The sequence below is a fragment of the Xanthomonas sp. WHRI 7064 genome (assembly GCF_040202355.2).
In the GTDB taxonomy this organism is placed as follows: Bacteria; Pseudomonadota; Gammaproteobacteria; order Xanthomonadales; family Xanthomonadaceae; genus Xanthomonas; species Xanthomonas arboricola.
Genome location: NZ_CP167821.1, coordinates 61,218 through 76,964, shown reverse-complemented (window position 1 = coordinate 76,964; position 15,747 = coordinate 61,218). Strand labels below are relative to the sequence as shown.

The 15,747-nt window shown below is 65.1% G+C and carries 11 protein-coding genes; 6 read left to right on the top strand and 5 right to left on the bottom strand.

Annotation, left to right across the window (positions count from 1 at the left end; genetic code table 11):
* Positions 1–235: 235 nt before the first annotated feature.
* The 4 genes from ABQY74_RS00280 to ABQY74_RS00265 form a co-directional block, all read right to left on the bottom strand.
* Positions 236–1,366, bottom strand: a complete 1,131-nt coding sequence (locus ABQY74_RS00280) for a saccharopine dehydrogenase NADP-binding domain-containing protein (protein ID WP_349792812.1) — start codon at positions 1,364–1,366, stop codon at positions 236–238.
* Positions 1,367–1,577: 211 nt separating this feature from the next.
* Entirely contained in the window at positions 1,578–3,422 is a 1,845-nt protein-coding gene (locus ABQY74_RS00275; RefSeq protein WP_349792810.1) for a M56 family metallopeptidase, read from the bottom strand.
* A gap of 2 nt (positions 3,423–3,424) precedes the next feature.
* Entirely contained in the window at positions 3,425–3,823 is a 399-nt protein-coding gene (locus ABQY74_RS00270; RefSeq protein WP_024940429.1) for a BlaI/MecI/CopY family transcriptional regulator, read from the bottom strand.
* Between the two features lie 449 nt (positions 3,824–4,272).
* Entirely contained in the window at positions 4,273–5,121 is an 849-nt protein-coding gene (locus ABQY74_RS00265) for an SDR family NAD(P)-dependent oxidoreductase (protein WP_349792808.1), read from the bottom strand.
* Positions 5,122–5,354: 233 nt separating this feature from the next.
* Here ABQY74_RS00265 and ABQY74_RS00260 point away from each other — a divergent pair, with 233 nt between their 5' ends.
* From ABQY74_RS00260 to ABQY74_RS00235, 6 genes are all read left to right on the top strand, one after another.
* A complete protein-coding gene (locus tag ABQY74_RS00260; protein WP_349792806.1) occupies positions 5,355–6,251 on the top strand; it encodes a LysR substrate-binding domain-containing protein in 897 nt (298 codons plus the stop codon).
* Positions 6,252–6,816: 565 nt separating this feature from the next.
* Positions 6,817–7,944, top strand: a complete 1,128-nt coding sequence (locus ABQY74_RS00255) for an NADH-dependent flavin oxidoreductase (protein WP_349792804.1) — start codon at positions 6,817–6,819, stop codon at positions 7,942–7,944.
* A 63-nt stretch (positions 7,945–8,007) separates the two neighbouring features.
* Entirely contained in the window at positions 8,008–8,544 is a 537-nt protein-coding gene (locus tag ABQY74_RS00250; protein WP_372469997.1) for a (2Fe-2S)-binding protein, read from the top strand.
* On the top strand, positions 8,541–9,533 hold the full coding sequence (locus tag ABQY74_RS00245; protein ID WP_104596027.1) for a xanthine dehydrogenase family protein subunit M: 993 nt from the start codon (positions 8,541–8,543) through the stop codon (positions 9,531–9,533). The genes ABQY74_RS00250 and ABQY74_RS00245 overlap by 4 nt, the downstream gene beginning before the upstream one ends.
* Positions 9,530–11,917 carry a xanthine dehydrogenase family protein molybdopterin-binding subunit gene (locus tag ABQY74_RS00240; protein WP_349792801.1) on the top strand — a complete coding sequence of 796 codons (2,388 nt, stop codon included), beginning with the start codon at positions 9,530–9,532 and terminating at the stop codon, positions 11,915–11,917. The genes ABQY74_RS00245 and ABQY74_RS00240 overlap by 4 nt, the downstream gene beginning before the upstream one ends.
* 44 nt (positions 11,918–11,961) lie before the next feature.
* Entirely contained in the window at positions 11,962–13,008 is a 1,047-nt protein-coding gene (locus ABQY74_RS00235; RefSeq protein WP_349792799.1) for an XdhC family protein, read from the top strand.
* Here ABQY74_RS00235 and ABQY74_RS00230 read toward each other — a convergent pair.
* Positions 12,996–15,467 carry a penicillin acylase family protein gene (locus tag ABQY74_RS00230; RefSeq protein ID WP_372469996.1) on the bottom strand — a complete coding sequence of 824 codons (2,472 nt, stop codon included), beginning with the start codon at positions 15,465–15,467 and terminating at the stop codon, positions 12,996–12,998. The genes ABQY74_RS00235 and ABQY74_RS00230 overlap by 13 nt on opposite strands.
* Positions 15,468–15,747: the final 280 nt, after the last annotated feature.

Sequence of the window (15,747 nt, the reverse complement as noted above, 5' to 3'; positions counted from 1 at the left end):
CTATTTCGTTTGTACAGTCGTCTGCAGCGCGTTACATGCTGCATGTGATGGCAACTACGTTGCGCGTGGTTGATGGAGGACGTTGAGATCTTTAGCGGCCCTAGCCTCACCCCAACCCCTTTCCCGTGGGGAGAGAGGCTCTACGCCCTGGCACGTTGGTTGTGACGTACTGGTGTTAGGTGTTGCGCACAGTGTGATGATGCGTGCGTCTGCAGCGGTCGTGCACGACGTGTCCTCACACACGCACGTCCGACACCTCGGTCACCATCTGCCACGCTGCAAACTCCTGCTCGAATTCGGCCAGGGTCAACAAGCCCATGCAGGCATGCGCGCCGATCGGTAATGCCTGCCCTGCGGCAAGCTTGCGCACCAGCAGGATTGCGGCGAAGCAGGGAATCTCCGGGCCGTGCAGCATCGCAGCGGTGAGGTCCCACTGCAGTCGCAGCGGCCGGGGATCGCCGGTCTGGGGATGGCTTGTGCCACGCAGCTCCACGCGCATGCCACCGAGGTCGGTGCCGAAGCGGTCAAACCAGCGTGCCGCACGTGCAAACACCTCGGCCAGGCGCGCCATCGGTAAGGGCACGCCGTGCTGACGCAGCCAGGCGACACCGGCCAGGCAGCGCTGCAGGAACGGCACCTCCAACGCCGCGCGAAACTGCACGCTCCGCACGCCGGGATAGCGCCGTGGCAGCAGATCGTGATCGGGCACATCGCAGGGCGACGCAAGCCGCGGCGCGAGCTGGGCGAACTGCACCTGCGTGGGTCTGGCCCAGCCCACCACCGTTTGCCAGCGGCCCTCATGCAGCCATGCGAACGGCGTGCCGCAGTACGACAACACCGCACGCACGGTGGCCAGGCCAAGCGGTGTGCCTTGCGCGGGTGCGATGACCATGCGGATGCCATGCAACGCGGAAAAACGCGGCAGCAAGGCATCGATGACAGCACTCGACAGCGCGGGCAAGGTGCTGGCGCCGCTGATGGCCACACGCTGCGCTTGCCTTGCCACTGCATCCACTGCCGCGGGGAAATCGCGGACGAACGCGCGGCCGTCGGCCAGGTCGATGTAGTGCATGCCGGCCTGCAGGCAGGTGTGCGCCACGGCGTAATCCTGGCCCTGGAACGGGCCTGCGGTGTGCACCACCGCATCGGCGGCAGTGGCCGCCAGCTGCGCGGCAAAATCGCTTGCGTCGATATCCAGGCGACAGCACGAGATGCGACCGGGCGCCACATCCGGCCACGTGGCCGCCACATCGCCGGGATGCCGCCCGGCCGCGATCACCTGTAGTTGCGCCGTCGCCGCCAGCGCCCGCACGATGCGCGCACCGAAATGCCCGAAGCCCCCCAACACCACCACCCGGTACGTCATTGTCTGCTCGCCGTCTGCGCCTGTTGCACAGTATCGGCGAGCAGCCGGGTCACCGAGTCACCGGCGCTGTGTGTCGCCCGCCGCGCGTGCCTGCATGGTGCGTGCGGCGCCGAGCCGGTTTGACGCCAGTCACTGCCTCCGGCCGAGAGGGCGCCAGCTGCTCGCCGTCTGCGCGTGCTGCACAGTCTCGGCGAGCATCGGCCTGCAGCGATCAGCCCTCGATCTGCGTGGCCAGCCCCTGTGCGATCGCCTCGCGCATGATGCGCTGGGCTTCCTTGTCGGCGCGGACGCTGGCGGCGGCCTGCTGGCTGGCCAGATCTGCCTGCTCGGTGGCGAGCGCCGCCTGCTGCCTGGCCAGCGCCTGCATCCGCTGCTGGGCGCCGCTGCGCTGCATGGCCTGCTCGGCCTGACGTACTGCGCGTTCTGCTTCCCGCGCCGCACGCTCGGCGGCCTGCTGTGTGCGCGCATCGGTGTCGAGCAAGGATGCATTGACGTGCTTTGCGGCCGCGTCGGCAGCACGTGCACCCAGCTCACCCATCTGCGCACCCAACTCGCCCTGCTGCTCGCCGAGCTCGCCCTGGCGCTCGCCCAGCGCGCCCTGCGCCTGGCCCAGTTTGGTGACTGGCGCATACACCGCATTCAAGCGCTTGAAGGTGTCGGGATCGCGCACGACGTACTGCTTGCCATCCTTGCGGAACCACATCAGCTGGCCATCCTTGCCGGCCAGACGACGCACATGCTTGAGATCGTCCACCGAGCCATTCATGACGCTGTCGTTGCCCTGCAGCAGCACGTAGGCATCGCGGTCGGGGTCATGCGACAGGTTGATCTGGCCGTGCGTGGAGGTGGTGGTGAAGGTCTGGCTGGTGGACGACGCCGCTGCAGCCGGTGCGGCCGCGTTTGCCGGTGCGGCGGTTGCTGCCGCAGTTGCCGGTGCAGCTGCAGCGGCGGCGGCGGCCGGTGCCGCTGTGCTGGACACGCCGGCAGCTGATTTGGCCGGTGCGGCCGCTGATGCGGCAGCAACAGCCGGCGCGGCGGGCATCGCCACCAGGCGCAGCGGCAGCACGCCGGTGATGGCCACCGCGCCCAGGATCAGGGCCGCGCCAAACCGCGGGAACGAGGTCGGGTTCTGCAACATGAGCAATCTCCGTTTGAGGCTGAGGAAGGACGGCGAGGCGCTGGCCACGCCGCCGTGCGGGCGCGGTGCCACGCCCAGTTGCAGCAACAGCCGGCCATAGTCGTGGCGGCAATGACGGTGGCCTGCGACCACCGCGGCATCGCAGGCGGCCTCGCGGGCGGTGGCGTATTCGCGCGCGGCCAGATGCACCATCGGGTGGAAGAAGAACAGGTGCTGGGCCAGCGACGGCAGCAAGCCCCACCACAGATCGCGCCGACGCAGATGGATCAGTTCGTGGGTCAGCGCCATATCCAGATCGTCGTCGGCCATGTGCGGCAGGCGTGCGGCGGGCAGCAGCAAGACCGGGCGCCAGGGACCGATCAACTGCGGCGAGGCGATCTGCTGCGACAGACGTATTTCCGGCGGCTGCGACAGGCCATGCGCTTCTGCGGCCATGCGCAGTGCGGCGACCAGGGCACGATCGGTGCACGGTGCGGCAGCGCGTACCAGGGCACGGCTGCGTCGGTATGCGCGCACCGTGCCGAGCGCCATCACTGCAACGCCGGCAACCCACAATGCGGCCAGCCACAGCGCCCAGGACGGACCGCTTGCACCCTGCAGCACGTCTGCCGCGCCCGCACTGGCGACCGCGCTGGCGCCGGATGCGCTGGCATTGGCCATCACCATCGGCGCCAGGCTGTCGCCGGCAATCAAGGCAGGCGTGGGCGTGGCTGCGGGCAACACCGGCAACTGCAGCGGCGCGTTCCACAGCAGGCCGACCACGGCCTGCACTCCCACCAGCCACCACAGCCAGGTCTGCGTGGTGGCCGGCAGCCGCCGCACGCTGCGGCACAGCGCCCACACCGCCAACGCCAGCACGGCGGTCTGCACGCTGGTGGCACCCAGTTTCCAGAGCAAGGCTTCGATCATCGGCGACATGCTCAATCCTCCTTGCGCTGCGACTGCAGCTTGGCGACCAGGGCTTCGAGCTCGGCCAGCTCGCTATCGCTGACCTCGGCGCGCTGCGACATCCACGCCACGAACGGCGACACCGAGCCCTGCAAGGTCTTTTCCACGAACTGCCCCACCGCCGAGCGCACCACCGCATCCTGCCCGCTGGTGGCGCTGTAGCGGTACATGCCGTCTACCTGCTCGCGGCGCAGGAAGCCCTTGGCGCGCAAGCGCTCCATCATGGTCAGCACGGTCGAGCGCGCCAGCCCACGCGGCTCACCGAACGCGGCCGCCACTTCGCCGACACTGGCCTGCCGTTGTTCCTCGATGTGTTGCAGCAGGGCCAGCTCCTGGTCCCCGATGGTCTTGCCACGCATGCCGCTCTCCATGACTACAGTTGTCGCTACCGTAAGCGTGACGACAACTGTAGTCAATAGGTCGGATGGCAGGGCTGGCAAGGAGAGCATTGCCGCGGTGCGGATTCGGCGGCACGCGGGAGTGCGTGGGAGCACGCTGCAGGCAAGGGCTGAGAATGAAGAGCCGGCCGCTCCACTGCTCCGTGGATCTTTCACACAGCTCTACGAAAGCGCACGCGTACGCGCTACTCCATGGCTGGGTCCGACTTCCTGGATGGCTAACCAGGTGGAGGCGCTGCGTGCGATCTTTGCACTACTGCCAGGGAACAAGGTCCGTTCAAGACTGCACGACCCGGACGGACGATAGGCTGTTGAGGCGACTGTCGCCGCCCAGATTCTGCTGTTCGCACCGGTCAGCAGCGCGAAACGTCCTGTCAGTTGCAATGCATCAATGCGGCGATCAGCAAAGACGCGTTGCGGGTCTACGCAGCTGCATCGAAGGACAGCGACGCGGACAAGTCGCGTTGCGCATCGATCTGCGCTTGAACGGTTTTCAGATCGGCTTCGACGATGTCCATGGCGTCGGCGCCGGCCACAAAGCGCAGTGGCAGCTCGTCGGCGTCGGACAGCGTCACCAGCGCAGCGGCGAGCTTTGCAGGATCGCCACCTTGTTGGCCGTTCATGCCCTTCCATGCAGCAATCGTCTGCGCCGTGCGCGCCGCGTAGTCTTCGATGGAGAGTTCGGGCCAGATCGTCGAGGCGCCTTCGACCAGCAGCTCGGTCCGGAAGAATCCCGGCTCGACCGCCATCACCTCGATGCCATACGGCTTCACGTCATAACGCAGCGACTCGACCCAGCCTTCCAGCGCGAACTTGGAGGCCGCATACGCTGCGCAAAATTCCATGCCCACGAAGGCGGCGGTGGAGGTAACGGTGATCACCTGACCGCTGCGCTGCTTGCGCATGATCGGCAGAACTGCGCGCGTGACATTCAAGGGGCCGAAGAAGTTCGTCTCCATCTGCGCCCGGAATTGCGCGTCGCTGATCTCCTCGAAATAACCGGCGTAGAAGTTGCCTGCGTTATTCACAAGCACATCGATGCTGCCGAAGCGATCGACCGCGAGCTGCGCTGCGGCCTGCGCGGCGTGCGGGTCGGTGATATCGAGCGCGATAGCCAGCAGATTGTCGTGTGACCCGATCGCTTTCGACACGTTATCGGCATTGCGCCCCGTGGCGACGACGCGGTGGCCGGCGTCCAGTGCTTGCCGGGCGATATCGGTACCCAGCCCTCGGCTGGTGCCAGTGATGAACCAAACGTTGTTGTCGGTCATGAGATCTATCTCTGTGTGTTGATCGGCTGTCACCCACGCATCGCGCAGGTGGTGAAAGGACGTGGTAACTGCATCCCTGCGGGCCTGCTACGCGTGCAGGGTCCGCCCACGGAATCTGCAATGGCCATGTGTGTTCTGCTGGCCAATCGGCGGCTGTTGGATGCAACATAGCGCAAGGCCAATTAACTGATTAGCCCATATAATCCGCATGCACCTATAAATTGGATTTATGAATGCGCCGAGATAACGTCAACGACTTCCTGGCCTTCATCGCAGTCGCGCGCGAGCAGAGCTTTACAAGGGCGGCCGCCCAACTGGGGGTCTCGCAGTCGGCGCTGAGCTATACGGTTCGAACGCTCGAAGCGCGCCTGGGTCTCACCTTGCTCACGCGGACCACGCGCAGTGTGTCGGTCACCGAGTCCGGCGAACGCCTGCTCAACCGCATCGGCCCGCACTTTGACGAAATCGAAATCGAAATCGCCGCGCTCAGTAGCATGCGCGACAAGCCGGCGGGCACGGTGCGCATCACCACCGTCGAACACGCTGCCGAAACCATTCTCTGGCCGCGGCTTGCGCCGATGCTGCGCGAATACCCGGATATCAACATCGAAATCATCAGCGAGTACGCGTTGAGAGACATCGTGGCCGACCGCTATGACGCAGGCGTGCGGCTGGGCGAGCAGGTCGACAAGGACATGATCTCGGTGCCGCTCAACTGCGATTTCCGCTTCGCCGTCGTCGGGGCGCCCGCCTACTTCGCCAACAGAAAACGCCCCGTCAGCCCCAACGATCTAACGCAGCACAGCTGCCTAAGGCTGCGCCTGCCCACCCATGGGGGGACGTACGCGTGGGAGTTCTACAAGGGCGGGCGCGAATTGAAGGTGCGCATCGACGGCCGGGCCACTTTCAGTTCATTGCGGATGATGCACCAGGCCGCGCTGGACGGCCTGGGCCTGGCCTATCTCCCGGAAGACCAGGTGGCCGCCGACCTCGAAGACGGCGCACTGGTGCAGGTGCTTGGTGCCTGGTCGCCGCCACGGCCGGCATATCACCTGTATTACCCGAGCCGCCGACAGCACGCGCCGGCGTTTGCGCTGGTACTCGAAGCGCTTCGCTACCGCCGCCCCTGACATCGCTGCAGGCCGGCTCAACGCCGGCACTCGGCCAATACGGCCGACTAAGAAAACGGCCTTCTAGGCACATTCGAAATTAGCCATCTAGTCTCTTAATCGCCAACGGCCTATCGTCGTTCGGGCAAGTCTTCCCAGCGTATCGCCGCTCAAGACCCGAACCAGATCAGGCACGTGTGCAAGCACGGCCCATCGCCGTGTCCATGGTCTTGGTATCTCGACAACGCGCAAGGGTCACCGTCCGTGTGCGCGTATCTGAGCAGGAATCCAGACCATGCAGTCTCCCAAACCCGGAAAACCGGGCCTTTCCAACTCGAACCCGATCCTGGCAAGCATGGGCGTTGGAACAGAGCTGCATGGAGCATTGGTAGCTCCGGTTCGCATCTGCACCGGGCGCCGTTGTGGTGAGCGCGCGCCGATGCCGGATCACATTTCTCTGTGGACGTTTCGGTGTGCTCCAGCGCCATCGCCCTGTCGATCAGGCGAGCGGGCGCTTTGAGGACGTTGATCTTTCAAGAACTCGTACAAACAGCTTTCAACTCTTGCAAATGATGGAACCCCTGTAATGAATTCAACAGCGCTTCTCCAACCTTTCTCGCTCGGCAATGGCCTGACGCTGCGCAACCGCATCGCGATGGCTCCGATGACCACATGGGCTGGCAATGCCGACGGCACGGTGTCCGATGCAGAGGAGGCTTATTACCGGCGACGTGTCAGAGGCGTGGGACTGGTGATTACCGGTTGTACGCATGTGCAGAAAAACGGGATCGGATTCACCGACGAATTCGCCGCGTATGACGACCGCTTCATTCCCAGCCTGAAGCGGCTTGCAACCGCTGCCAAGAGCGGGGGTGCGCCGGCGATCCTTCAACTCTTCCACGCCGGCGTCAAGACCAGCCCGGAACTGGTCTCGGACATTGTTGCCGCAAGTGCGGTTGCCGGCGACGCTGGCCCCTATGCCCCGGCAGTCGTGCCGCGCGCGCTTGCCGATGAGGAAATCCAGGGCGTTGTGCGCGCCTTCGGCGAGGCAACCCGCCGTGCCATCGAGGCAGGCTTCGACGGTGTCGAGCTGCATGGCGCGCACGGGTTCCTGCTGCAGAACTTCCTGTCCCCACATTTCAATCGCCGGACCGATCGCTGGGGCGGCTCCCTCGATCACCGCATGCGCTTTCCTGTCGCGGTGATGCAGGCCGTTCGTGACGCCATTGCACGCCATGCCAGCACACCGTTTGTGCTGGGCTATCGCATCACCGTCGACGAACCGCACGCGGACGGCCTACGCATTGCCGAATCACTCGCGCTTGTCGATCGCCTGATCGATAGCGGTGTTGACTATCTGCATGTGTCGCTGGGGGATGCGCTTGAAGCGCGCCCGGTCGATGCACCCGACGGCCCGAGGATCATTGAAGTCCTGCGGGATCATCTGGCTGGCCGCGTGCCGCTCATTGCAGCGGGCCAGATCCGGACACCGGAACACGCCGAGGACGCGCTTGCTGCGGGAGTCGGTGTGGTCGCGGTCGGCCAGGGGCTGGTGATGAATCCGGACTGGGTCGACTTCGCGACGGGCGATGCACAGGGAGAGGTCGCATTCGATATCGCCGCGTCCGACGTTCAGCGTCTTGCCATTCCCGCCAAGCTTTGGGCGGTTATCGCGAACACCACAGGGTGGTTCAACGTTCGAAAAGCCGCCTGAGTCCAGCGGAGATGTGGTGTTGGCCGGCCGGCAGGGGGAATACCGGCCACGGCCGCAAGCCCGATGCCCACGCGCGATCCATTAGCCCCACCTTCAAAAGGAAATGCGATGTCAGCAACCCTTCCCTTGACGCTCGACATCAATGGCCAGCGCCACCAACTTCGCGTCGACGTGCGTACAACACTGCTCGACGCGCTGCGCGAACATGCCGGCCTGCCGGGAACGAAGAAAGGCTGCGACCACGGACAGTGTGGGGCCTGCACGGTGCATCTGGATGGCGAACGCGTCCTGAGCTGTCTCACCTTGGCGGTCCAGGCAGTGGGCCATCAGGTCACCACGATCGAGGGCTTGCAGGGGCCCGATGGTGTGATGCACGCGGTCCAGAATGCATTCGTCGAACACGATGCCTTCCAATGCGGTTACTGCACGCCTGGTCAGATCATGTCGGCCATCGCCTGCATCCGCGAAGGTCACGCAAGTACTGACAGCGAGATTCGCGAGTACATGAGCGGCAATCTCTGTCGCTGTGGCGCCTATCCCCATATTGTCGCGGCCGTGCGCGATGCGGCCAGCCGCCTTGAGAAAGAGACCGTGCGATGAGGAGCTTCGACTACCTGCGTGCACAGGATGCCGCCATGGCGATTGCCGAAGGCAGCAAACCGGAGACGAAGTTCCTTGCGGGAGGAACCACGCTGCTCGATCTGATGAAGCTCAACGTCGAGCGCCCTGCACGCCTGGTCGATCTCACCAGACTCCAGGGCCTGGACACCATCGCGATCTCGGCCGATGTCATCCGTATCGGCGCGCTTGCCAAGATGAGCAGGGTTGCCGATCACCCCGACATCCAGCAGCTCGCTCCTGCGCTGTCCCAGAGCCTGTGGCGTGCCGCCTCGGCGCAATTGCGCAACATGGCATCCATTGGCGGCAACCTGATGCAGCGGACCCGTTGCACCTACTTCCGCGACCCCGGCGCCTATTCGAACTGCAACAAGCGCAACCCCGGTTCCGGATGCGCTGCGATGGACGGTATGAACCGGAATCATGCCGTGTTCGGAACCAGCGATGCCTGCATCGCCATCTATCCGGGCGATCTTGCGGTGTCGCTGGTGGCCTTCGATGCGGTGGTCCTTCTCCAGGGATCCACGCAACGGCGGATTCCGGTCGATGACTTCTTCCTGCTTCCAGGGCAGACGCCACATCTTGAGCACGCATTACGACCGGGCGAGATCATCGTCGGGATTGAAATCCCGCGCTCGCCCGCACTGAAGCGCTCGCACTATCTCAAGGTCCGTGATCGCGCGTCCTACGAGTTCGCTGCGGCCAGTGCCGCGGTCGGTCTAGAAATGGAAGCCGACACCACCACCATTCGGCAGGCGCGCATCGCCGTAGGTGGTGTCGCAACCAAGCCCTGGCGATTGCACCAGGTCGAAGCATTGCTCAACGGTGCCGTGCTCGATGAGAAAACGCTGCGCACTGCAGCCGCAGCATCGGTCGACGACGCGAAGGCGAGCGGACACAACGCGTTCAAGATTGCTCTGACGCCCAGCGTGGTGGCACGCGCTCTGATGCAGGTAGGAGGCATCGCATGACCCGCAAGACCGAACTGGAACTTGACCGCCGCACCTTCATCAAACTGGGCGTGGGTGCAGTGACGGTTGCCGCCACCGGCGTTGGCCTGGCCGGTGAGGAAGCTGCCGCAAGTGTGCCTGCCGACACCCAATCGCCATTGGGTGCGCGCCTGTCGCGCGCGGAAGGCCCGTTGAAAGTCACGGGCAATGCCCGCTACGCAATCGAACAGACGCTGCCGAACATGGCCTACGGCGTCACCGTGCAATCCACCCGTCCCGCCGGGCGTGTGGTTGGTATCGACACATCGGCTGCCCTGGCCTTGCCCGGGGTGATCGATGTCTACACCCCGCAGCATCCCTTGAAGCTCAACAAGCCAACGGTCTACAGCAAGGGCGGCGGCGCGACCGAGGAATTTACGCCACTACAGGACGATGTGATCCGATTCAACGGCATGCATCTCGCGCTCGTGGTCGCCGACACCTTCGAGCAGGCAACCGAAGCGGCCAGCCTGCTCAAGATCGATTACGAAGATGCCACGCCCATCCTCGACCTCAACGACGCCAAGGCGACACCGCAGGTTGTCGATGCGATGGGTGCGAGCTGGGGTGATGCTGCAGCAGCACTGGCCAGCGCCGAAGTGAAGGTCGATGTCGCGTACACGACCGCGCGCGAATACAACGTGCCGCTGGAGCCGCATGCCTGTATCGCCTCGTGGCAGGACGGCCAGATGACCGTCTGGGAGCCCAGCCAGTGGGTGGGAGGCGCGCGACGCGTGGTGTCGGAATGGCTGGGCATCGATATCGAGAAGGTACGGGTCATCTCGCCTTACGTGGGCGGCGGGTTCGGCTCCAAGATCGGCGCGCATCCGCATGTGGGCCTGGCATGCGCGGCTTCGCGGCAGCTGGGCAGGCCCGTCAAGGTCTCGCTGACCCGACCACAGACCTTTACCGGCCTGGGCGGGCGCCCTGCAACGCGGCAGACGCTCTCCATCAGTGCATCGAAGGATGGACGAATCAGCGCGATCGTCCACGAGAGCTGGAACGAAACCGCCATCGACGAGGTGCATGTCGAGGCCTGCAACAACGTCACCAAGATCATGTATGCCACACCTAACTTTTCGTCCCGGCTGAGCGTGGTTCCGGTGCACACCGTCATGCCCGGATGGAAGCGCGGCCCCGGCGAGAATCCAAGTGCCTACGCGCTGGAGAGCGCCATGGACGAGCTGGCCTACGCGCTGGACATGGACCCGATCACCTTGCGCCTGGCCAATTGGGCAGACACCGATCCCAGCAGCAGGTTGCCGTGGACGACACGGCAGCTGCGCGAAGCCTATGCGGCTGGCGCCGAAGCCATCGGCTGGTGGAAGCGCAACCCGCAACCGCGCTCGATGCGCGAGGGTCGCGAGCTGATCGGCTATGGCATGGCGGCAGGCGCCTATCCGATGATCCGCACCGCCAGTGAAGCCAGGCTCGTGTTCCACGACAGCGGAAAGATCGAGGTGCTCAGCGCCGGTACCGATATCGGAACCGGCACCTACACCATCCTTGCGCAAACCGCTGCGGCGGCCCTGGGCGTGCCTGTCGCAACGGTCATGGTTCGCCTGGGCGATACCGTGCTGCCCCGCTCCGCGCTTGCCGGTGGCTCGCAGCAAGCCAACAACCTGGCCGGCGCAGTCGACCGTGCAGCGCGAAATGCGCGTGCGCTTCTGCTGGCGCTTGCAGCGACCGACCCGCGCTCGCCGCTGGCGGGCTCCAGGCCTGCCGAACTCGTTTACAAGGACGGCTACATCCGGCCTGCGCGGCGCCGTCGTGGCGGTATCGCCATTGCCGACCTGCTCAAGGCGGTCGGAAAGAGCAGCCTGGCGGTCGAGGGCAATACGTTCGCCCCCGATGCCACCGAGCAAATGAAGGACGAGGCCGATCGCAGTTTCGCGCAACTGAAAACCGCGCTGGAAGGCGGCGTCTCGGCGCACAGCTGGTGTGCGCAGTTCGTCGAGGTCCGCGTCGACGAGGACTTCGGCACGATCCGCGTCAAACGCATGGTCTCGGCATTCGATAGCGGGCGCATCTTCAATCCGAAACTGGCCGAGAGCCAGTGGATCGGCGGCATGATCATGGGGCTCGGGCAGACGCTTCTCGAGGAAGGCCACATCGACCAGCGCGACGGCCGCACCGTCAATGCGAACTTTGCCGACTATGCGGTGCCGGTCAACGCCGACGTGCCTGAGGTGCAAGTGATCTCTGTCGGTATTCCCGACCTGCAGGCAAGCGCGCTTGGCGGCAAGGGCGTGGGTGAGATCGGTGTTGTCGGCGTCGCACCGGCGATCGGCAATGCGGTCTTTCATGCCACCGGCAAACGCATCCGCAGCCTGCCGATCACGCTGGACAAGCTTGCCGGACGATGAGCACGCACGTTGCACGCGTCAGGCGTTGGCAACCGAGGTGAGGGATGGCTGGGAACCTTTCGATCAACAGCGGCCTCTCGGCCGCTGTGCCGATGCCCTGTGATTGGCGCAGGTGCAGCGAGCGCAGCGCTGGCGCGCAAGCAGTGGTGCTTGCCGCAGCGCGCGCCAGCAGCGTTGACGGCGTGCCCACCGCGCTCGCCGTCGTGCTCGACACCGAAGGGTCGGTGTATGCCAGGCAAGGCACGCTGGCACTGTTCGGCTCGGGTCGGCATGTGGGGTGGCTCAGCGGCGGTTGCCTGGAACCTGCCCTGCTTGCGTGTGGCGAGCAGGCAATTGCAACCAACACATTGCAGCTGCTTGAGATCGATAGCCTGGAGGACAGCGCCCTGTTCTCCGCTGGCGCAACAGGGTGTCGGGGCCGCCAACTGGTCGCGCTGTTTCCAGTGAGCGCCGTCCCTTGCCTGGACGCCGCCGTCGACACCTGGTCTGCAGGCGGCGCGCCACTTGAGGTGACCGTCATGGCCTCAGGCGAAATCCGCCTCGGCCGTGCGGGGCACATCAGCCAGCGCGTGCTTGCGGCGGTGTTGCCGGAGCACGTGCAACCGTCCCGCTGCTGGAACATTCGCATTGCGCCACCGCCGCGCGTGTTGGTGCTGGGGGCCGGCCCCGAGGCGACCTACCTTTCGGCGATGTTGCAAGACCTGGGCTGGCAGGCCAGGTACAGGGAGCCGCGCGCGACGTGGCGTCACCGCAGCGGCGCAGGGGCACTCGACGCATCGGTGTCCGTCCCGGCGCTGTTGGCTGATTTTTCGCCGGATGCGGTGCTGTTGATGCACCACAATTTCGAGCTCGATCTTGAGTCGCTGCAGGCCTTGGCAGCCTCGCCTTGCGCCTTCGTGGGGCTGCTTGGCCCTGCCCGCCGGCGCGAGGATCTGCTCAGGTTCGTCAAACCTGAGCTGCGCGCAAGGCTGCTACCGACATTGCGATCTCCGGTGGGACTGCGCTTAGGCAGTTCCGGACCAGCCGGAATTGCACTGAGCGTCTGCGCGGAGTTGGAACACTGGAGGTCTGGACGTTCTCAGTGGGAGTGACCCGCGTGCACCGAACCTGGGCGTGCGGCCGGCACCAGATCCACGATCTGCTCGGTCGCCGCGTCGACTGCAGCGCGCGTGTACAGCAACGGGAAATACGTGCCCTGCAGCCACAGCGGTGCAAGGTCGCGATAATGCGGGCTGGCCGGGTCGCCGGATTGGCCTGGGTAGTTCATCGCGCGCGAGTTGTCCCAGTTGCCCAGGTCGATGATCAGGCGGGCGGAGGGGCCGATGGTCTGGCGGAAATCCTTGGGGTCGTAGCTGGATTGATTCGGCGTGTACGGGCTGCCGCCCTTGGCGAACGGGCCGACATCCAGCAGCGCACGATCGCTGCCGACCGCCGCGCTCATTGCATGCGAGACCTTGTTGACGTGTAGCTTGCCCCACTGCCACTGCGCAGGATCCGGGCCCTGCAGCTCCACCAGCGCCAGGTACGCGCTGCGTAGCGAGTCCAACAGCAGCTGATCGCGGCGTGCGGCCGGTGCGGGGCCGAAGGCGGCGCCTGGATGTTCAAGTGCATCCATCAACACCGCTGCATCGGGCATGCCGAAGGTGGCCGCCTCGGAGGCGCGCAGCACCAGCGCCTTGTAGGCATCGCCGAGATAGCGACTGAACCACACTTCTTCCAACGCGGCGGCAGCAGAGGTGGCGCTCACCGTGCCGTCCCAGGGCTTGAGCAAGCCGAGCGCCGCAGTGGTGGCCTCGTCGTGCGCCTGCAGCGGGGCGATCAAGGCGACCAGGCGCTGCGCCAGCAGCGATACCTGGTCGTTCTGCAGTCTTTCCGAATCCTGCAGGCTCACCGTCGGCAGCTGCGACAGCACCTGCGTGATGCGCGCATGCCGCGCGTCGTTGGCCCATTCGAAGCCAATCTTGCGCTGCGCATACGGATAACCGGCCGGCAGATTAATCTCGTTGGACGTGGTGATGAAGCCTGCCGCGGGGTTCTTCGATGACGGCAGGACATCTGCGTTCCAGAAACCGTTCCACTCGTAGCGGCCGTCGCCGGGCACCGGCAGCAGGCCGTCCGAGCGCGGGCGGCGCGGCGTCATGCCGGCGGTGGCCCAACCGATGTTGCCCTTGATGTCTGCGTAGACCTGATTGACCGAGGGCGCGCCCCAATGTGCGAGTGCGTCCTTGAATTGCGCGAACGAGGTACTGCGCAGATACCGCAGCGAGCCGAGATACGGCGCGGCGCCGGGTTGGCTCCACACCGAACGGATCGCATAGGCGATGTGCCTGTCTGCATCGATGTAGATCACCGGCCCGTGGCGGGTGAATTGAAGCTGCGCGTCGACCGCTGCGCCGGCACGCACTGCGATACGCTCGTGCTGCGTGCGCAACGGCTCCCACTTGCCGTTGTACCAATAGGACGCGTTGTCGGCCGGGTTCAGGCGATAGACGTACAGGTCTTCCTGGTCGATGTTGAAGATGGTCAGCCCAAACGCGCTGGTCTGGTTGTGGCCGATCGCGATGCCCGGTGCGGTTGGTTCGCCGGCACCGATGATGTCCAGGCCCGGGCTGTTGAGATGCACGAAGTAGCGCAGGCTGGGAACGCTGTAGGCACGGTGCGGGTCGTCGGCCAATACCGCGTGGCCGGTGGCCGATTTTTGCGGTGCGATGACCCAGTTGTTGCTGCCTTCGGCGAAGGCTTCCTCGCCCGGCCGCAATGGCGGTGTCTGCGCCTCTGCCACGTGGGTGTCGGCGCTGAGCCTGGGGCTTTGCGTTGCCAGCTCGTAGACCTTCAAGACATCTTCGGGCAGACAAGGATCCAGTCCGTCAGGCACCGTGGTTGTCCAGGCCGGTTGCAATTTTTGGCGCACGGCATCGACAGCAAGCGATGCCTTGCACGCGACCTTGGCACGCGCCACTTCACTTTTGACGTTACGGCTCAGGCCGGTGGTGCGGATACGCAGCACGTCTTCCGGCGCCCATTTTTCCGGGCGATACGCGAACGTGCGGAATTCATACGGCAGCGCGTGCGGATGTGCGCCCAACCAATCGACGTAGGCGTTGATGCCGGCGACAAACCGCGTCACGTCGCGCTGCGCGTCGGGCCCGTAACTGCTCCACTCCTCTGCCATGCTGCCGCGATACAGAAACAACCGCGCGGCACGATCCTGCTGCACATACGCAGGTCCGAACGCCGCCGACAGGTGACCAAGCCCTTTGCGGCGCAGCAGATCCAGCTGAAACAGGCGGTCGCGTGCCACGTTGAAGCCCTGCACGAAAAATGCATCATTGTCGGTTTTGGAATACAGATGCGCCACGCCCCAGCGATCCACACGGATCTGCGCGGGCTGCTCCAATCCCGCAACTGTCAGCGTGGCGTGCGTCGGCGGGGCCGCCGCTGCGCTGTTGAGCATCAGCTGGCACACCGCAAGACACCATAGCGCTGTCTTGCCGATCGAGATCGTGCTTTTCGCGATCTTGCGTGTCGCAATCATGCTCATCCAGATCATGCGTGGCGCACCTTGCGGGTGAAAAGAGTGGTACTCAGCGGCATGTCAGTTATCCCATAAACAGGCGCGCAGGGTGCGGCATGGGCTGCGTGGTGCATCGGGTCGCCGGAGAACCAGCGGCGCGAGAAACGAATCGTGTCTGCACTCCTGGCCGCGCATCGTCTGGCGGCGATCGGCACCATCCGCGTACGGCCCGCTGCAGCTGCGTCGATGGAGGCACGCGTGCAGTCGTCGGTTTGCCGGATCGGCGCGCGTGGCGCATGAGCGTTTGTCGCCAGGC